Origin of the sequence: Pseudomonas sp. RW407, from assembly GCF_003176655.1 — a bacterium.
In the GTDB taxonomy this organism is placed as follows: domain Bacteria; phylum Pseudomonadota; class Gammaproteobacteria; order Pseudomonadales; family Pseudomonadaceae; genus Pseudomonas; species Pseudomonas delhiensis.
Genome location: NZ_QGSL01000106.1, coordinates 202,907 through 221,037, shown reverse-complemented (window position 1 = coordinate 221,037; position 18,131 = coordinate 202,907). Strand labels below are relative to the sequence as shown.

Here is an 18,131-nt window from a genome sequence, read left to right as displayed (position 1 = left end):
GTTGCGGGCGCTGCTGGGGTTCGCGCGGCGCACGCGGGGCGTCGTCGCCGCCGGCGCCCGGACGGCCGCCGAGCAGTTGCATGTTGCCGTTGATGTCCACCACGATCTCGGTGGTGTACTTGTCCTGACCGTCCTGGCCCTGCCACTTGCGGGTACGCAGGCTGCCTTCGACGTAGATCTGCGAACCCTTGCGCACGTACTCGGCGACGATCTCCGCCAGGCGGCCGAAGAACACCACGCGGTGCCATTCGGTACGTTCCTGCTGCTGGCCGGTCTGCTTGTCCTTCCAGCTCTCGCTGGTGGCCAGGGTGACGTTGGTCACCGCGTTGCCGTTGGGCAGGTAGCGGGTTTCCGGATCGCCACCGACGTTACCAACCAGAATGACTTTGTTAACCCCACGGGCCATGACGCTCTCCTAAAGGCTTCAGCACGTCGCCGGCTCGGCGCCTGCCAGGCGCTCGAGGGACGTGCGATCCACTTGTTGGGAATCTACTTTGACATAAGCGGCGGCCTCTTCGGCGACCACCATCACATCGCTCACACCGGGCAATGCCTTGAAACGCTCGGCCAACGAGGCATCACGCAGCGCCTCGTCAGACAGGGGCAGGCGGATGCTCGTTACATACGGCGGTTCACGCATGGTAACAGCAATCGCCAGCCAGATGGCAGCCAGCGCTGCGCAGCCGATGAACACCCCGTCCAGCCCGCCGTGCTGGAACATCCAGCCGCCGAGGATGCCGCCCACCGCAGCGCCGAGGAACTGGCTGGTGGAGTACACGCCCATTGCCGTGCCCTTGCCGCCGGCCGGCGACACCTTGCTCACCAGCGACGGCAGTGAGGCTTCCAGCAGGTTGAAGGCGGTGAAGTAGACGATGATGCCGAACACCAGTTCCTTCAGGCTGTAGCCGAATTCCCAGAAGAACAGCTCGCACAGCAGCAGGGTGGCCACCGCGCCGGCCAGCACGCGCTTCATCTGGCGCTTCTTCTCGGCGTAGATGATGAACGGCACCATGCCGAAGAAGCCCACCAGCAGCGCGGTCAGGTAGACCCACCAGTGCTCTTCCTTGGGCAGCCCGGCGCGCTCCACCAGGGCCAGCGGCAGGGCCACGAAGCTGGCCATGAGGATGGCGTGCAGCACCAGGATGCCGGCGTCCAGGCGCAGCAGGTCGGCATTCTTCAGGGTCGGGATCAGCGCCTGGGCGGCCACGCTGGACTCGCGGTGCTGCAGGCGGTGGTCCGGGCTGGGGACGAAGAACAGGATGATCAGCAGGCCGACCAGCGCCATGCCGGCGGTGAACCAGAACAGCCCATGCAGGCCGAACAGGTGCGTCAGCACCGGGCCGGCGACCATGGCCACGGCGAAGGACACGCCGATGCTCATGCCGATGGTGGCCATGGCCTTGGTGCGGTGCTGCTCGCGGGTGAGGTCGGAGAGCATGGCCATGACCGCGGCGGAGATCGCCCCGGCGCCCTGGATCACCCGCCCGGCGATGACGCCCCAGATGCCGTCGGCGTTGGCCGCCACGGCCGCGCCGAGGGCGAACACCAGCAGGCCGACGACGATGATCGGCCGGCGGCCGATGCGGTCGGACAGGGTGCCCAGGGGTATCTGCAGGATGGCCTGGGTCAGGCCGTAGGCGCCGATGGCCAGGCCGATCAGCGCCGGGGTCGCGCCGGCCAGGTCCTGACCGTAGGTGGCGAGTACCGGCAGGACCATGAACATGCCGAGCATGCGGAACGCGAAGACCAGGGAAAGGCCGACGGCCGCGCGGGTTTCGGTGCCACTCATGCGCTCAGTGTGGGTGTCGTGCATAAGTCCCTCAGGGGAATGACTGGAGCGGGCTTGTGCTTCTTGCTCCCGCAATGGCGTGCCCATCCGTTCCCGGATGGCCGGCTGCCGCCGACGCCGAAAAATAGCCGGGCATTCTAGCAGCCCTGCCGCCCGGCGGCACAGACGCGCCACTTTGCCGCGTACTGCCGGGGAAACGTATACTCAGCGGTTTTCGCCCGCCATGCGAGGCCGCTGTGGACAAGATCCTCATCCGTGGGGCACGTACCCACAACCTGAAGAACATCGACCTGACCCTGCCCCGCGACAAGCTGATCGTGATCACCGGCCTGTCCGGCTCCGGCAAGTCCTCCCTGGCCTTCGACACCCTCTACGCCGAGGGCCAGCGCCGCTACGTGGAATCCCTGTCGGCCTATGCCCGGCAGTTCCTCTCGATGATGGAAAAACCCGACGTCGACACCATCGAGGGCCTGTCGCCGGCGATCTCCATCGAGCAGAAGTCCACTTCGCACAACCCGCGCTCCACCGTGGGCACCATCACCGAGATCTACGACTACCTGCGCCTGCTCTACGCCCGCGTCGGCATCCCGCGCTGCCCGGACCACGACATCCCGCTGGAGGCGCAGACCGTCAGCCAGATGGTCGACCAGGTGCTGGCGCTGCCCGAGGGCCGCCGGCTGATGCTGCTGGCCCCGGTGATCCGCGAACGCAAGGGCGAGCACCTGGCGGTGTTCGAGGAGATGCGCGCCCAGGGCTTCGTCCGCGCGCGGGTCGACGGCAAGCTCTACGAGCTGGACGAACTGCCCAAGCTGGACAAGAAGCAGAAGCACTCCATCGACGTGGTGGTGGACCGCTTCAAGGTCCGCGGCGACTTGCAGCAGCGCCTGGCGGAGTCCTTCGAGACGGCCATCAACCTGGCCGACGGCATCGCCCTGGTGGCGCCACTCCCCGACGAAGACGACAAAAAGCAGGGCGAAGAAGGCGAGGAGATGATCTTCTCCGCGCGCTTCGCCTGCCCGGTCTGCGGCCACTCCATCAGCGAGCTGGAGCCCAAGCTGTTCTCCTTCAACAACCCGGCCGGCGCCTGCCCCACCTGCGACGGCCTGGGCGTGAAGCAGTTCTTCGACGCGCGCCGGGTGGTCAACGGCGAGCTGACCCTGGCCGAGGGCGCCATCCGCGGCTGGGACAGGCGCAACGTCTACTACTTCCAGATGCTCGGCTCGCTGGCCGCGCACTTCGGCTTCAGCCTGGAGGAGCCCTTCCAGGAGCTCTCCGCCGAGCACCAGAAGTTCATCCTGAACGGTTCGGGCCGCGAGAACGTCGAGTTCCGCTACCTCAACGACCGCGGCGACATCGTCAAGCGCGCCCACCCCTTCGAAGGCATCCTGCCGAACCTGGAGCGCCGCTACCGCGAGACCGAGTCCATGACCGTGCGCGAGGAGCTGGCCAAGTTCCTCAGCACCCAGCCCTGCCCGGACTGCCACGGCACCCGCCTGCGCCGCGAGGCGCGCCACGTGTGGGTGGGCGACAGGACCCTGCCGGCGGTCACCGCGATGCCGGTGGGCGAGGCCAGCGAATACGCCGCCGGGCTGACCCTGACCGGCCGCCGCGGCGAGATCGCGGCGAAGATCCTCAAGGAGATCCGCGAGCGCCTGCAGTTCCTGGTCAACGTCGGCCTCGACTACCTGACCCTCGACCGCAGCGCCGACACCCTGTCCGGCGGCGAGGCCCAGCGCATCCGCCTGGCCAGCCAGATCGGCGCCGGCCTGGTGGGGGTGATGTACATCCTCGACGAGCCCTCCATCGGCCTGCACCAGCGCGACAACGAGCGCCTGCTGGCCACCCTCACCCACCTGCGCAACCTGGGCAACACGGTGATAGTGGTGGAGCACGACGAGGACGCCATCCGCCTCGCCGACTATGTGGTGGACATCGGCCCCGGCGCCGGCGTGCACGGCGGGCAGATCGTCGCCGAGGGCACCCCCGAGCAGGTCATGAGCCACCCGGACTCGGTCACCGGCAAGTACCTCTCCGGCCGCCAGAAGATCGTGGTGCCGGCCACGCGCACGCCGCGCAACAAGAAGCAGTTGCTAAAGCTCAAGGGCGCGCGCGGCAACAACCTGCGCAACGTCAACCTGGAGCTGCCGGTCGGCCTGTTCACCTGCGTCACCGGCGTGTCCGGCTCGGGCAAGTCGACGCTGATCAACAACACCCTGTTCCCGATCACCGCCACCGCGCTGAACGGCGCCACCAGCCTGGAGGTCGCGCCCTACGATTCCTTCGACGGCCTGCAGCACCTGGACAAGGTGGTGGACATCGACCAGAGCCCGATCGGCCGCACCCCGCGCTCGAACCCGGCGACCTACACCGGCCTGTTCACCCCCATCCGCGAGTTGTTCGCCGGGGTGCCGGAAGCCCGCTCGCGCGGCTACGGCCCGGGGCGCTTCTCGTTCAACGTCAAGGGCGGCCGCTGCGAGGCCTGCCAGGGCGATGGCGTGATCAAGGTGGAGATGCACTTCCTGCCGGACATCTACGTGCCCTGTGACGTCTGCAAGGGCAAGCGCTACAACCGCGAGACGCTGGAGATCCGCTACAAGGGCAAGAGCATCACCGAGGTGCTGGACATGACCATCGAGGATGCCCGGGCGTTCTTCGACGCCGTGCCGGCCATCGCCCGCAAGCTACAGACGCTGATCGACGTGGGCCTGTCGTACATCAAGCTGGGGCAGAGCGCGACCACCCTGTCCGGCGGTGAGGCGCAGCGGGTGAAGCTGTCCCGCGAGCTGTCCAAGCGCGATACCGGCAAGACCCTGTACATCCTCGACGAGCCGACCACCGGCCTGCACTTCGCGGACATCCAGCAACTGCTCGACGTGCTGCACCGCCTGCGCGACCACGGCAACACAGTGGTAGTGATCGAGCACAACCTGGACGTGATCAAGACCGCCGACTGGCTGGTCGACCTCGGCCCCGAAGGCGGCTCCAAGGGTGGCCAGATCATCGCCAGCGGCACGCCGGAGCAGGTGGCGGAGATGGAGGCGTCGCACACCGGGTGCTTCCTCAAGCCGCTGCTGGAACGCGACCGCGCCTGACAGGAAAAAGCCCCGCCGAACAGGCTGTGTGAAAACCTCAGGATCGGTCCCACTGGTTAAAAAACAACCTGGATTTCGCGTTTCTACGTGGATTCTGGATTGGCTGAATAGCCAAGCCTCTTCAGATTTCACGTAGGAACGCGCTCTTCGAAGAGCCGCTCGGTTTTTCACGCAGCCTGATTCGCCGGCCTTTTCGCACCTGGTGTTCAGCGGGTGCCGAACACCACCATGGTCTTGCCCTTCACGTGCACCAGGCCCTGTTCCTCCAGGCTCTTCAGCACGCGGCCGACCATCTCCCGCGAGCAGCCGACGATACGGCCGATCTCCTGGCGGGTGATCTTGATCTGCATGCCGTCGGGGTGGGTCATGGCGTCCGGCTGCTGGCACAGGTCCAGCAGGGTGCGGGCGACGCGCCCGGTGACGTCGAGGAAGGCCAGGTCGCCGACCTTGCGCGTGGTCTTGCGCAGGCGCTCGGCCATCTGGCTGCCGAGGGTGAGGAGAATCTCCGGGTCCTGCAGGCAGAGTTCGCGGAACTTGGTGTAGCTGATTTCCGCCACCTCGCACTCGCCCTTGGCGCGAACCCACGCGCTGCGTTCCTGGGCGGCGCTGCCGTCCTTCTCGAACAGCCCCATCTCGCCGAAGAAGTCCCCGCTGTTGAGGTAGCCGATGATCATTTCCCGGCCGTCGTCGTCCTCGATCAGGACGGTGACCGAGCCCTTGATGATGAAGAACAGGCTTTCGCAACGATCCCCGGCGTAGATGATGGTGCTCTTGGGGGTGTAGCGGCGGCGGTGACAGTGTGCGAGCAACTTGTCGAGGTTTTTGTGTTTGGGTGTAAGGGTAATAGCTACCATGCCCGAGTCCCGAAATTATAAGAATGGCCCTGTGCACGACAGGCGCTTTGTCGAGTTGTTATGTGTCGTCCTTGGCTGGATTACCGTGACTTTACGATGCTCTCCCCCGAGCATCGGTGCCGCCGCTACAATGGCCGGCGGTCTTTTTAATGGCAAGAGCTTAAACAGACGCCCTGGCGCCGACAATCGAAAGCTGGTCGGGCCGTCAATTTAACCTCAGGAGTGTGCCAGTAAAATGACGCCAGCATAATAGAACGTTAGGGTATCAGGGCTCGAATTGAGACCTGGTCAACATCGCCTGAGCATTCCAGGCCTTGTGGTAAGCTGGCGCCCCCTTTTTTTTCCGGCGGAAGCCTTTGCATGAAAGCGAGAATCCAGTGGGCCGGCGAGGCCATGTTCCTCGGTGAATCCGGCAGCGGTCATGTGGTGGTGATGGACGGTCCGCCCGATGCCGGTGGCCGCAACCTGGGCGTGCGCCCGATGGAAATGCTGCTGCTCGGCCTGGGCGGCTGCACCAACTTCGACGTGGTAAGCATCCTCAGGAAGGGCCGCCAGCCGGTGGAGAGCTGCGAGGCCTTCCTCGAGGCCGAGCGCGCCGACGAGGACCCGAAGGTGTTCACGAAGATCCACGTGCACTTCGTGGTCAAGGGCCGTGGCCTGAAGGAAGCCCAGGTCAAGCGCGCCGTCGAGCTGTCGGCGGAGAAGTACTGCTCGGCCTCGATCATGCTCGGCCGCGCGGGCGTGGCGATCACCCACGACTACGAGATCGTCGAGCTCGGCTGATTCCCCTCGTCACGTGATCGTCATGGCGGTGGCGTAAAGGCTGGCAGAGGTCGCCCGACCTCTGCATAATGCGCCACCTTTTTTCGGGGCCAGGCCCCAAACCAAGCAACCACAATCGCCAACGCGAAGAGGTGTAAACCGTCCTACGCAGGTGCGCCGTATGCATCTGACGGGCATGCTCAACCACGCGGCAGAGCCGCATTGAAGAGAGTTCCCCACGGTGAAAAGCAAACTCAAGCTCCACGGGTTCAACAACCTGACGAAGACCTTGAGCTTCAACATCTACGACATCTGCTACGCCGAGACGCCGGAAGACCAGCAGGCCTACGTGCAGTACATCGACGAAGAGTACGATGCCGAGCGTCTGACGCAGATCCTCACGGATGTCGTCGACATCATCGGCGCCAACATCCTGAACATTGCCCGTCAGGACTACGACCCCCAAGGCGCCAGCGTTACCATCCTGATCTCCGAGCAGCCGGTCACCCCGACCGACAGCCAGATCGAGGAGTCCCCCGGGCCGCTACCGGAAACCATACTGGCGCACCTGGACAAGAGCCACATCACCGTGCACACCTACCCGGAGATCCATCCGGTGGAAGGCATCGCGACCTTCCGGGTGGACATCGACGTTTCCACCTGCGGGGTGATCTCGCCGCTGAAGGCGCTCAACTACCTGATCCACCAGTTCGACTCGGACATCGTCACCGTGGACTACCGCGTGCGCGGCTTCACCCGCGACGTGGAGGGCAAGAAGCACTTCATCGACCACGAGATCAACTCGATCCAGAACTACCTCTCCGACGACACGTACGAGGCCTACCAGATGACCGACGTGAACGTGTACCAGGAGAACCTGTTCCACACCAAGATGCTGCTCAAGCAGTTCGACCTGGACAACTACCTGTTCGGCGACGCTACCAGCAACCTCTCGGCGGAGCAGCGCAAGCAGGTGGAAGAGCGCGTCCGCCACGAGATGCTGGAGATCTTCTACGGCCGCAATATGCCGCACTGAGGCGGCTGCAGGCGGCAGGCGGCAGGCTGCAGGCAAGAGCGAGCGAACCGGGCTCCGGCGCGGAATCGTTCGCGAGCAAGCTCGCTCCTGCGAAGGGCGCCCCTCGCGCTCTTGCCTGCCGCCTGAAGCCTGCCGCCTGACGCCTAGATCCGATAGGTGGTCTTGGTCATGACCTTGGACAGCAGCGACATGCCGAACTTCACCGGCGCCGGGAAGCGCACGCCGCCGGCGTCGATGGCGCTGTTGGCGTGGTGTTCCTCGTCCACGCGCATCTGCTCGAGGATGGCGCGGCTCTTCTGGTCTTCGGCCGGCAGTTGCTCCAGGTGCTCGTCGAGGTGCTTGCACACCTGGTCCTCGGTGGCCGCGACGAAGCCCAGGCTGATGCGGTCGCTGATCAGCCCCGCCGCCGCGCCGACGCCGAAGGACAGGCCGTAGAACAGCGGGTTGAGCAGGCTCGGGCGGCTGCCCAGTTCGCGGATGCGCTGTTCGCACCAGGCCAGGTGGTCGACTTCCTCGTCGGCGGCTTCCTCCATGGCCTTGCGCACCTGCGGCAACTTGGCGGTCAGCGCCTGGCCCTGGTACAGCGCCTGGGCGCAGACCTCGCCGGTGTGGTTGATGCGCATCAGCCCGGCGATGTGGCGGCTGTCGGCCTCGTCGAGTTCGGCGTCGGGCTGCACGATGGCCGGCGACGGGCGCGCCGGGTGACCGCTGAAGGGCAGCAGGGTGCGCAACGCGGCATCGGCCTGCAGCAGGAAGCGGTCGGCGGGGGAATAGTGACGGTCGGCGGACATGGCGCACCTCCGAAAGGGAAAACAGCGGCCAGTTTAACGGATTGCCGATGACAGGTCTTGCGGCGGGGCGGCTGCGCGGCCGCCCGGCGCCTGGCGGCTCAGCCCGGTGGCCAGTGCATCTGGCGCTGGCCGAGGACGTGCATGTGGATGTGGTGCACGGTCTGGCCGCCCAGGTCGTTGCAGTTCATCACCACCCGGAAGCCTTCCGCGCAGCCCTGCTCGGCGGCCAGGCGCTGGGCGGTGAGGAGGATGTGCCCGGCCAGCGGCTTGTCAGCCTCCTCCAGATCGTTGAGGGTGGCAATGTGGCGCTTGGGCACCACCAGGAAATGCACCGGCGCCTGCGGGCCGATATCGTGGAAGGCGATGACCTGGTCGTCTTCGTAGAGCTTGCGCGCCGGGATTTCCCCCGCGGCGATCTTGCAGAACAGGCAGTCCATGGGATGTCCTCCGGTAGGGGCGATGGTCCGCAGTTTAGCCGGCCGCGCCCGGGGAACCCAGCCCGCCGTGGCCGGCCTAGCGCAACGGCAGGACCGAGCGGTTGGCCCGCCCGGCGATCCAGCGCACCAGCCAGCGCGGCGCCAGGCGAGGGCTCCAGGCCATCAGGCGGTTGCGCCAGCCGGGGATGATGATGGCCTTGTTGCGCTGCAGGGCCTTCACCGTGATCAGTGCCACTTCCTCGGGGCTCATCATCAGCTTGCTGCCGTCCAGGCGTGTGGCCTCCACGCTGGCATTGCGGAAGAAGGCCGTGCGCGTCGGCCCCGGGCACAGCACCGAGACCTTGACGCCGTGGCGCTTGAGCTCGGAGCGCAGCGCCTCGGACAGGTGCAGGACGTAGGCCTTGCTGGCGTAGTAGTTGCTCATCCACGGGCCGGGCATGAAGCCGACCACCGAAGCCACGTTGAGTATCTGCCCGCCGCCGCTGCGCGCCATCTGCCCGCCGATGGCGTGGCACAGGCGCGCCAGGGCGAGGACGTTGAGCTCGATCATCTCCTGCTCGCGGGACCAGTCCTGCTCGACGAAGGCGCCGCCGCTGCCGAAGCCGGCGTTGTTCACCAGCAGCTCGATCTGCCGGCCGGACTGCTCCAGCTCGTGCAGCAGCCCGGACAGCTGCAGCGGCTCGGACAGGTCGCAGATACGGAACAGCACATCCACACCGAAGCGCTGGGCCAGCTCATAGGCGATGCTTTCCAGGGCATCGCGCTGGCGCGCCACCAGGATCAGGGCCTGGCCGCGGCGCGCCAGGGCCTCGGCCAGGGCGAGGCCGATACCGCTGGAGGCGCCGGTGATCAGGGCATAGCGTGGCATCGATGGGTCTCCGGAATGGGGCGCGGATTCTAGCGCGCCCCATTGCCGTGGGCTATTGCTCCGAGGGCTCGTCGGTATCCACGGCGCTGGCGTCCTCGTCGCCCTCGTCGTCGGCCTGGGGCTCGGCGGTCGCCGCCGAGTCGTAGTCCTGATCCTGGCTGTAGGCCGCTTCTTGGGCACGGGTGAGATAACCCTGGTAGGCGGGGATGGCGATTGCGGCGAGGATGCCGACGATGGGCACCAGGATCGACGCCCAGGCCAGGGCCACCACGCCGCGGCTGTTGGGCGGCGGCGGCGGGCCGTAGCGGTTGGCGCCGGTGGTGCCGGGCACCAGCAGCATCAGCAGGGCCATGACGCTGCCCACCACGGGAACGAAGTTGAGCAGCCACAGCCAGCCGGACCAGCCGATGTCGTGCAGGCGCTGCACGCCGAAGAAGATGCTGACCACGGCCATGCCGACGCAGGCGGCGATCAGTACCAGTCCACCCAGTGTGTGGGACACCGCGGTGAGGGCGGCGAACAGCGCGAAGGCCGGGATCAGGGCGAGGATCATGGCCATGCTCCAGCCCAGGTAGCGCACCCGGCCGATGCGGCCCTGGACGCTGAAGTACTGCAGCTCGCCGTATTCCGGCAGCGCCTCGCCGACCGGGGCCTGCGGGGTGGCGTAGGGCGACTGGGCGCGCGGCGCGGCGGGGGCTGGTTCCGCGGGTTGGGTGGCGGCCAGCTCGGCCTGGCGCGCCAGGTACTTGTCGATGATGATGCCGCAGGCGCCGCACTCGCTGGCCTTGGCCTGCTCGTGGCCGCACTTGGGGCAGGTCATCCGCTGGGCGTCGGCCGCCGGTTCCGTGGCTGCCGCGGCCAGGCTCGCGGCGCCGGGATGATCCTCGGTCTCCACCAGCGACAGGCTGGACACCAGGTCGGACTCCTTGCGCGCCTGGGCGCCGGCGTTGTGCAGCGCCTGCAGGTACTTGTCGGCCTCGCCCTCGGAAAGGTCGCGCTTGAGCACGACCAGTTGCCCGCTGAACAGCGCCTCGATGCGCGCCAGGTCGCTCTTGAACAGGCGGGCGAGGTTTTCCTTGGCGGTTTCCAGCGGCGTTTGCGGCATCAACGTGCCGTCGAACACGATCTTGTAGCGCGTTTCATCCATCGAGAGGCGTCCTTGTCGGTTGGTTGGGCTGCAGCATTTGGCTACAGCCTAAACGCAGGCCCTGGGGGCAACAAGCCAGCATGCGCGGATTTGCGAGCCCCGTTCAGGGGCGCAGCAGGCCGGGCAGGGCGCCGCCGCGCCGGAGGGCGTCGCGGTACTCCTGGTCCAGGCGCGCCACCAGTTCGTCCACCGACGGCAGGTCGCTGATGTTGCCCACGCCCTGGCCGGCGGACCAGACGGTCTTCCAGGCCTTGGCCTCGTCGTTGACCGGTTTGAGTTTCTCGCCGTAGTTGAGCTCGCCCTTCTCGTTCAGGCGCGCCATGTCGAAGCCGGCGGCCTCCAGGCTCTGGCGCATGAAGCTGGCCGGCACGCCGGAGACCGCCGGGGTGTGGATGATGTCGGCGGCTCGGGCCTCCAGCAGCATCTTCTTGTAAGCCGTGGAGGCGTTGCTCTCGCGGGTGGCGATGAAGCGCGTGCCCAGGTAGGCGAGGTCGGCGCCCAGTATCTGCGCCGCCAGGATCTCGTGCCCGCGGTTGATGCAGCCCGCCAGCAGCAGCGTCTTGTCGAAGAACTGGCGGATCTCCGCGACCAGGGCGAAGGGGCTCCAGGTGCCGGCATGGCCACCGGCGCCGGCGGCCACCGCGATGAGCCCGTCGACCCCGGCTTCGGCCGCCTTCTCCGCATGGCGGCGGGTGGTCACGTCGTGGAACACCAGGCCGCCATAGCTGTGCACCGCATCGACCACCTCGCGCACCGCGCCCAGGCTGGTGATGACGATGGGCACGCGGTGCTCCACGCACAGCGCCAGGTCCGCCTGCAGGCGCGGGTTGCTGTGGTGGACGATGAGGTTCACGGCGTAGGGCGCCGCCTGCGGGGCGTCGGCCAGGCCGGCCTCGATCTCTTCCAGCCAGGCCTTGAAGCCGCTGCTCTCGCGCTGGTTCAGCGCCGGGAAGCTGCCGACGATGCCGCTGTGGCAGCAGGCCAGCACCAGTTGCGGGTTGGACACCAGGAACATGGGCGCCGCCACCAGGGGCAGGCGCAGACGGCGGTCGAGCAGGGCGGGCAGGGACATGGGAGGCTCCGGGCAGGACTTAGAAAGGTTTGACCACTACGAGAATGACGATGGCCAGCAGGAAAAGCACAGGGACTTCGTTGAACCAGCGGAAGAACACGTGGCTGCGGCGGTTCTCGCCACGGGCGAAGCGCTTGAGCATGGCGCCGCAGGCGTGGTGGTAGCCGATCAGCAGGACCACCAGGGTCAGCTTGGCGTGCAGCCAGCCCTGGCTCAGCCAGCCCGGGGTCAGGTAGAGCATCCAGGTGCCGAGCAGGATGGTCAGGACCATCGACGGGCCCATGATGCCGCGGTACAGCTTGCGCTCCATGACCTGGAAGCGCTCGCGGCTGGCGGCGTCCTCGCTCATGGCGTGGTAGACGAACAGGCGCGGCAGGTAGAACAGGCCGGCGAACCAGCAGACCACTGCGACTATGTGCAGGGCCTTTATCCACAGATACAGCATCGATAGCTCCTCGGGTCACGGTTGCGCTGATAGTAGTGGCAGCCCCGTGCCAGCGTCATCCCCGCGAAGTCGCGCGCCGCTGCCGGCGACTCGTCGCCCGCGGCGCTTCGGCCTGTTCATGCGGGGCCCGCGCTCTTATCATGGGCGGCTCTGAGTGAGCCCCTTATTGGCGGAGTGACGGACAGATGATCAAGGTCGGTATCGTAGGTGGTACGGGTTACACGGGTGTGGAGCTGCTGCGTCTGCTGGCCCAGCATCCCGAGGCGCGCGTCGAGGTGATCACCTCGCGCTCCGAGGAGGGCGTGAAGGTCGCCGACATGTACCCGAACCTGCGAGGCCACTACGACTACCTGTCCTTCAGCGTGCCGGATGTGCAGCGCCTGGGCGCCTGCGACGTGGTGTTCTTCGCCACCCCGCACGGCGTCGCCCATGCCCTGGCCGGCGAGCTGCTGGCCACCGGCACCCGCGTCATCGACCTGTCCGCCGACTTCCGCCTGCAGGATGCCGAGGAATGGGCCAGGTGGTACGGTCAGCCCCATGGCGCGCCGCAGCTGCTGCCCGAGGCCGTCTACGGCCTGCCGGAAGTCAACCGCGAGGCGATCAGGTCGGCGCGCCTGATCGCCGTGCCCGGCTGCTACCCCACCGCCACCCAGCTGGGCTTCATCCCGCTGCTGGAAGCCGGCCTGGCCGACACCTCGCGGCTGATCGCCGACTGCAAGTCCGGCGTCAGCGGCGCCGGCCGTGGCGCCAAGGTCGGTTCGCTATTCTGCGAGGCCGGCGAGAGCATGATGGCGTACTCGGTCAAGGGCCACCGCCACCTGCCGGAAATCAGCCAGGGCCTGCGCCGCGCCGCCGGGGGCGATGTCGGCCTGACTTTCGTCCCGCACCTGACGCCGATGATCCGCGGCATCCACGCCACCCTCTACGCCCAGGTGGCCGATCGTGGCGTGGACCTGCAGAAGCTGTTCGAGGAGCGCTACGCCAACGAGCCCTTCGTCGACGTGATGCCGGCCGGCAGCCACCCGGAGACCCGCAGCGTGCGCGGCGCCAACGTCTGCCGCATCGCCGTGCACCGCCCGCAGGGCGGCGACCTGGTGGTGGTGCTGTCGGTGATCGACAACCTGGTCAAGGGAGCCTCCGGCCAGGCCATCCAGAACATGAACATCCTCTTCGGCCTGGACGAGCGTCTGGGCCTGTCCAACGTGGCCCTGCTGCCCTGAGGCGAGCCCGGGCTCCCATTGCGGGAGCCCGTCCCCGGGGGATGTTCGACGAAGGATTGACCTGGCTTAGTTGACCATTTTTCTCGGGTAAGCGGATAATAGCCCGCAATGTTGTAACGTACGGCCTCGGCCGGGAGACATCTGACATGACCATCGAGACCTTCACCCCCACCCCACTGATCTTCTCCAACGGGGCCGCGCACAAGGTGAAGACGCTGATCGACGAAGAAGGCAATCCGCGTCTGAAACTGCGCGTCTTCGTCACCGGCGGCGGCTGCTCGGGCTTCCAGTACGGCTTCACCTTCGACGAGGACACCGCGGATGACGATACCGTGGTGGAGCGCGATGGCGTCAGCCTGGTGGTCGACCCGATGAGCTTCCAGTACCTCGCCGGCGCCGAGGTGGACTACCAGGAAGGCCTGGAAGGTTCGCGCTTCGTGATCAAGAACCCGAACGCCGCCACCACCTGCGGGTGCGGTCAGTCGTTCTCGATCTGAGTCGGCCGTAACGACGAAACGCCGCGCATCTGCGCGGCGTTTTCGTTTGTTCAGGCGGGGTAGAGGGCGCCGAGTATCCGCGGCCCGGCCGCGCCCGTGACTTCCGGGCGGTTGCCGGGCAGGCGCTCGAGGAAGCGGTGCGCCAGCCAGGCGAAGGCCATGGCTTCCATCCATTCCGGCGCCACGCCGTAATCCGCGGTACTGGCCACCTTCGCCTTGGGCAGGTGCGCCGCCAGCCGCGCCATGAACGCGCCGTTGAAGGCGCCGCCGCCGCACACCAGCACTTCCTCGCAACCCGGCTGCGCATGCAGCAGGGATTCGGCGATGCTGCGGGCGCTGAGCTCCAGCAGGGTGGCCTGCACGTCCTCGGCGGGGAGGGCGGGGCCTTCGGCCAGCTTCGCTTTCAGCCAGGGCAGGTTGAAGCGTTCGCGACCGGTGCTCTTCGGCCCGCGGGTGGCGAAGAAGTCGTCGGCGAGGAAGCGCTGCAGCAGTTCGGCATTCACCTGGCCGCTGGCCGCCCAGGCGCCGTCGCGGTCGTAGGCGTCGCCGCGCTGGTCGTGGATCCAGCTGTCCAGCAGCACGTTGCCCGGGCCGCAGTCGAAGCCGCGTACCGGCTCGCCGGGGGCGAGCAGCGAGACGTTGCTGAAGCCGCCGACGTTCAGCACGGCCCGCTGCCTTTCGTTGCCGAACAGCGCCTGGTGGAAGGCCGGTACCAGCGGCGCGCCCTGGCCGCCTGCCGCGACGTCGCGGCGGCGGAAGTCGGCCACCACGTCGATGCCAGTCAGCTCGGCGAGCAGGGCGGGGTTGTCGATCTGCACGGTGAAGCCGCGCTGCGGTTCGTGGCGCACGGTCTGGCCGTGGCTGCCGACGGCGCGGATAGCAGCGGGTGTCAGTCGCTGGCGTTGCAGCAGTTCCTGGATACCCTGGGCGGCCAGGCGCACCCAGGCGTTCTCGGCGCAGGCGCCGCGGGCTATCTCGTCGGGGCCGCTGGCGCACAGGGCCAGCAACTCGGCGCGCAGGTCCGGGGGCATGGGGATGTAGTGGGAGGCGAGCAGGGTGGTGGCGTTTTCACCCTGCTCGACCAGGGCGATGTCCAGGCCATCGAGGCTGGTGCCGGACATCACCCCCAGGTAGAGCGCCATGGCTCAGCGCTGCTGCTCTTGCTGCTTGTTCATGGCCAGGGAGGTGGGCTTCTCCTGGTCCATGCGCGCCATCAGTGGCTGGGTCTGGGCCATGAAACGCTTGCGGTCCGGACCGGCCAGCGGGTCGGCCATCGGCAGCTTGGCGCTCAGTGGGTCGACGTACTGGCCGTTCACATGGAACTCGTAGTGCAGGTGCGGGCCGGTGGCCAGGCCGGTCATGCCGACGTAGCCGATGATCTGCCCCTGCTTGACCGCGACGCCGCTGCGGATGCCCTTGGCGAAGCGGCTCATGTGGCCGTAGACGGTCTGGTAGGTCGAGCCGTGCTGGATGACCACGGCGTTACCGTAGCCGCCCTTGCGCCCGGCCTCGACCACCTTGCCGTCGCCGGTGGCCTTGATCGGCGTGCCGATGGGGGCGGCGTAGTCGACGCCCTTGTGCGCGCGGATCTTGTTCAGGATCGGGTGCAGGCGCCCCATGGAGAAGCGCGAGCTGATGCGGGCGAAGTCCACCGGGGTGCGGATGAACGCCTTGCGCATGCTGGTGCCGTCGGCGCGGTAGTAGCTGGTGTTGCCGGTCTTGTTGGTGAAGCGCACCGCGGTGTATTCCTTGCCGCGGTTGATGAAGCGCGCGGCGAGGATGTTGCCGGTGTCCACCTGGCGGCCGTTGACCACCTTCTTCTCGTAGATCACGTCGAACTGGTCGCCTTCGCGCAGGTCGAGGGCGAAGTCGATGTCGTAGCCGAAGATGTTCGCCAGGGCCATGATCAGGTCATGGGACAGGCCGGCTTCCTTGCCCGCGGTGAACAGCGAGCTGTCGATGCGGCCATGGGCGTAGGCGGTGTGTACGTCCGGCTTGACCAGATCGCGCTTGAACGCATAGCCCTTGGCGGACTTGTTCAGGCTGATGGTCTCCAGGTCGCTCTGCTTGATGCGCAGGCTCTGCAGCTCGCCTTGCGGGCTGACCAGGAACTCGACTTCATGGCCGACGTCCAGGCGGGTGAACTGCTTGGCGTCCTTGCTGCTGGCCAGCACGTCGTGCACCAGGCCGGCCGGCAGGCCCGCCTTGGCGAAGACGGTGGAGAGGGTGTCGCCCTTGCCCACGGTCACACGCTTCCAGGCCGGTTCGGCGGGCGTGGCGGGTTGGCTGTCGTTGGAGGCCTTGAGTTCTTTCTTTTCTTCTTCCGCGTCTTTTCCGGCGCTGTCGTTTTCGTTCTGACCTTCGATCCGGGCGAAGGGGGAGCCTTCGCCCTCGGTGACCTGCGGGCTTCGCAGGTCGTCTTTTTCCTGAATGATGCGGTCGGCACCGCTGTCCAGCTCCAGATTGAGCGTGGTCTTCTTCGCCTCGACTTCACTCGAGGGGAACACCAGCAGAGCCAGGCTGAGGAGCGCTGCTACACCGCTTGCGGCCAGCAGATGGCTCTTCGGATAGTAGGGCGCTTTCTGATTCGATTGCGTCATGGCGTGAGTGGTGTTTTTGGAATGTGAAATAACTGCCTAAAATATAACCAAATTCCCCTCGAAGCAAGTCTATCGCCCAGGGTTTGACGCCATTTCCCCGTACGCCGGGCAAAACTTGTTTTTAGTGTCCGATCTTGTATGGTTGGTTCCCTTTTGATTGCCGGAAAAACGGAACGGGAACTGTGATGAAGTCGGTCGAAGAGCAGCTGGCGCTGATCAAGCGTGGTGCGGATGAACTCCTGGTGGAAGCCGAGCTGGTCGAAAAGCTCAAGCGCGGCCAGCCGCTGCGGATCAAGGCGGGCTTCGACCCGACCGCGCCGGACCTGCACCTCGGTCACACCGTCCTTATCAATAAGCTGCGCCAATTCCAGGACCTGGGTCATCAGGTGATCTTCCTCATCGGCGACTTCACCGGGATGATCGGCGACCCCAGCGGCAAGAGCGCCACCCGTCCGCCGCTGACCCGCGAGCAGGTGCTGGAGAACGCCGAGACGTACAAGTCCCAGGTCTTCAAGATCCTCGATCCGGCCAGGACCGAGGTGGCGTTCAACTCCACCTGGATGGACAAGCTGACTCCGGCCGATTTCATTCGTCTCGCCTCCCAGTACACCGTTGCCCGCATGCTCGAGCGCGATGACTTCAGCAAACGCTATGCCAGCAACCAGTCCATCGCCATCCACGAGTTCCTCTATCCGCTGGTGCAGGGTTACGACTCGGTAGCCCTGCGCGCCGACGTCGAGCTGGGCGGTACCGACCAGAAGTTCAACCTGCTCATGGGGCGCGAGCTGCAGCGCGCCTACGACCAGGAGCCGCAGTGCATCCTGACCATGCCGCTGCTGGAAGGGCTGGACGGGGTGAAGAAGATGTCCAAGTCCCTGGGCAACTACATCGGCATTCAGGAAGCGCCGGGCGTCATGTACAGCAAGCTCGTTTCCATTCCGGACACGCTGATGTGGCGTTACTTCGAGTTGCTCAGCTTCCGTTCTATGGACGAGATCAATGCCCTGCGCAAGGACGTCGAGGCCGGCGCCAACCCGCGTGACGTCAAGATCAAGCTGGCGGAGGAGATCGTCGCCCGCTTCCATGGCGAAGAAGCCGCCGCCAGCGCCCACAAGTCCGCGGGCAACCGTCTCAAGGAAGGCGAGCTGCCGGAAGACATCCCGGAAGTGGAAGTGGCTGCCACCGAAGACCTGCCCATCGGCGCCGTGCTGAACCGCGCCGGCCTGGTGAAGAACTCCGCCGTGGCGCGCGACCTGCTGGGCGCCGGCGGCGTGCGTGTCGATGGCCATGCCGTGGATCGCAGCTTCGTCTTCAAGGTAGGCGCGACTCATATAGTGCAGGCTGGTAAGAAGGCGTTCGCGAAGGTCACTCTGCTGGCCGAGTGAAAACTTTCAGAAAAGTGTTGACGGGCCTTCTGAAGTCCCTATAATGCGCACCACTCCCAGCGACGAAGCGCTGAAAGAGCTTGAAAATCAAGCACTTAAGCAGGTTCGAAGTTGGGGGTGGTGATCAGGCGGGTGA

Annotated in this window: 17 protein-coding genes; 6 read left to right on the top strand and 11 right to left on the bottom strand. The window is 66.4% G+C overall.

Annotation, left to right across the window (positions count from 1 at the left end):
• A partial coding sequence (gene ssb / locus DK254_RS17905) for a single-stranded DNA-binding protein (protein WP_109935777.1) occupies window positions 1–406 on the bottom strand: 406 nt, incomplete at its 3' end.
• Window positions 407–424: 18 nt separating this feature from the next.
• Window positions 425–1,813 carry an MFS transporter gene (locus DK254_RS17900; protein ID WP_109934862.1) on the bottom strand — a complete coding sequence of 463 codons (1,389 nt, stop codon included), beginning with the start codon at window positions 1,811–1,813 and terminating at the stop codon, window positions 425–427.
• A 212-nt stretch (window positions 1,814–2,025) separates the two neighbouring features.
• Here DK254_RS17900 and uvrA point away from each other — a divergent pair, with 212 nt between their 5' ends.
• Window positions 2,026–4,881, top strand: coding sequence for an excinuclease ABC subunit UvrA (gene uvrA, locus DK254_RS17895; protein ID WP_109934861.1), 2,856 nt, complete (start codon window positions 2,026–2,028; stop codon window positions 4,879–4,881).
• A 206-nt stretch (window positions 4,882–5,087) separates the two neighbouring features.
• Here uvrA and crp read toward each other — a convergent pair whose 3' ends face one another.
• Window positions 5,088–5,735, bottom strand: a complete 648-nt coding sequence (gene crp, locus DK254_RS17890; RefSeq protein WP_043269230.1) for a cAMP-activated global transcriptional regulator CRP — start codon at window positions 5,733–5,735, stop codon at window positions 5,088–5,090.
• A gap of 360 nt (window positions 5,736–6,095) precedes the next feature.
• Here crp and DK254_RS17885 point away from each other — a divergent pair, with 360 nt between their 5' ends.
• Together DK254_RS17885 and speD are read left to right on the top strand one after the other, a co-directional pair.
• Window positions 6,096–6,518 (top strand): OsmC family protein, encoded by a 423-nt coding sequence (locus DK254_RS17885; RefSeq protein WP_109934860.1) that lies wholly within the window; start codon window positions 6,096–6,098, stop codon window positions 6,516–6,518.
• Window positions 6,519–6,738: 220 nt separating this feature from the next.
• On the top strand, window positions 6,739–7,533 hold the full coding sequence (speD, locus tag DK254_RS17880; RefSeq protein ID WP_109934859.1) for an adenosylmethionine decarboxylase: 795 nt from the start codon (window positions 6,739–6,741) through the stop codon (window positions 7,531–7,533).
• 143 nt (window positions 7,534–7,676) lie between these two features.
• On the opposite strand, the gene coq7 is transcribed toward speD, so the two are convergent.
• From coq7 to hemJ, 6 genes are all read right to left on the bottom strand, one after another.
• Window positions 7,677–8,324, bottom strand: coding sequence for a 2-polyprenyl-3-methyl-6-methoxy-1,4-benzoquinone monooxygenase (gene coq7 / locus DK254_RS17875; RefSeq protein WP_089392996.1), 648 nt, complete (start codon window positions 8,322–8,324; stop codon window positions 7,677–7,679).
• Window positions 8,325–8,422: 98 nt separating this feature from the next.
• The gene (locus DK254_RS17870) at window positions 8,423–8,761 is read right to left on the bottom strand and encodes a histidine triad nucleotide-binding protein (RefSeq protein WP_009615667.1); all 339 of its coding nucleotides are present in this window, start codon (window positions 8,759–8,761) and stop codon (window positions 8,423–8,425) included.
• Window positions 8,762–8,837: 76 nt separating this feature from the next.
• Entirely contained in the window at window positions 8,838–9,629 is a 792-nt protein-coding gene (locus DK254_RS17865; RefSeq protein ID WP_109934858.1) for an SDR family oxidoreductase, read from the bottom strand.
• 52 nt (window positions 9,630–9,681) lie between these two features.
• Entirely contained in the window at window positions 9,682–10,776 is a 1,095-nt protein-coding gene (locus DK254_RS17860) for a DUF805 domain-containing protein (protein WP_109934857.1), read from the bottom strand.
• Window positions 10,777–10,879: 103 nt separating this feature from the next.
• Window positions 10,880–11,848 carry a nitronate monooxygenase family protein gene (locus DK254_RS17855; protein WP_109934856.1) on the bottom strand — a complete coding sequence of 323 codons (969 nt, stop codon included), beginning with the start codon at window positions 11,846–11,848 and terminating at the stop codon, window positions 10,880–10,882.
• Between the two features lie 19 nt (window positions 11,849–11,867).
• Window positions 11,868–12,290: a protoporphyrinogen oxidase HemJ gene (hemJ, locus tag DK254_RS17850; RefSeq protein ID WP_177412091.1), complete on the bottom strand. Its 423-nt coding sequence runs from the start codon at window positions 12,288–12,290 to the stop codon at window positions 11,868–11,870.
• Window positions 12,291–12,478: 188 nt separating this feature from the next.
• Between hemJ and argC the strand changes: the two genes are divergently transcribed.
• Together argC and erpA are read left to right on the top strand one after the other, a co-directional pair.
• Window positions 12,479–13,513, top strand: coding sequence for an N-acetyl-gamma-glutamyl-phosphate reductase (argC, locus tag DK254_RS17845; RefSeq protein ID WP_109934854.1), 1,035 nt, complete (start codon window positions 12,479–12,481; stop codon window positions 13,511–13,513).
• 146 nt (window positions 13,514–13,659) lie between these two features.
• Window positions 13,660–14,010 (top strand): iron-sulfur cluster insertion protein ErpA, encoded by a 351-nt coding sequence (gene erpA, locus DK254_RS17840; protein WP_009615673.1) that lies wholly within the window; start codon window positions 13,660–13,662, stop codon window positions 14,008–14,010.
• 50 nt (window positions 14,011–14,060) lie between these two features.
• Here the strand turns inward: erpA and DK254_RS17835 are convergent, their stop codons facing one another.
• Both DK254_RS17835 and DK254_RS17830 read right to left on the bottom strand, forming a co-directional pair.
• A complete protein-coding gene (locus DK254_RS17835; protein WP_109934853.1) occupies window positions 14,061–15,152 on the bottom strand; it encodes an anhydro-N-acetylmuramic acid kinase in 1,092 nt (363 codons plus the stop codon).
• Window positions 15,153–15,155: 3 nt separating this feature from the next.
• Complete coding sequence (locus DK254_RS17830) at window positions 15,156–16,610, bottom strand: peptidoglycan DD-metalloendopeptidase family protein (RefSeq protein ID WP_109934852.1); 1,455 nt, start codon at window positions 16,608–16,610, stop codon at window positions 15,156–15,158.
• A gap of 185 nt (window positions 16,611–16,795) precedes the next feature.
• Between DK254_RS17830 and tyrS the strand changes: the two genes are divergently transcribed.
• Complete coding sequence (gene tyrS, locus DK254_RS17825; RefSeq protein ID WP_109934851.1) at window positions 16,796–17,995, top strand: tyrosine--tRNA ligase; 1,200 nt, start codon at window positions 16,796–16,798, stop codon at window positions 17,993–17,995.
• The last annotated feature ends 136 nt before the right edge of the window (window positions 17,996–18,131 follow it).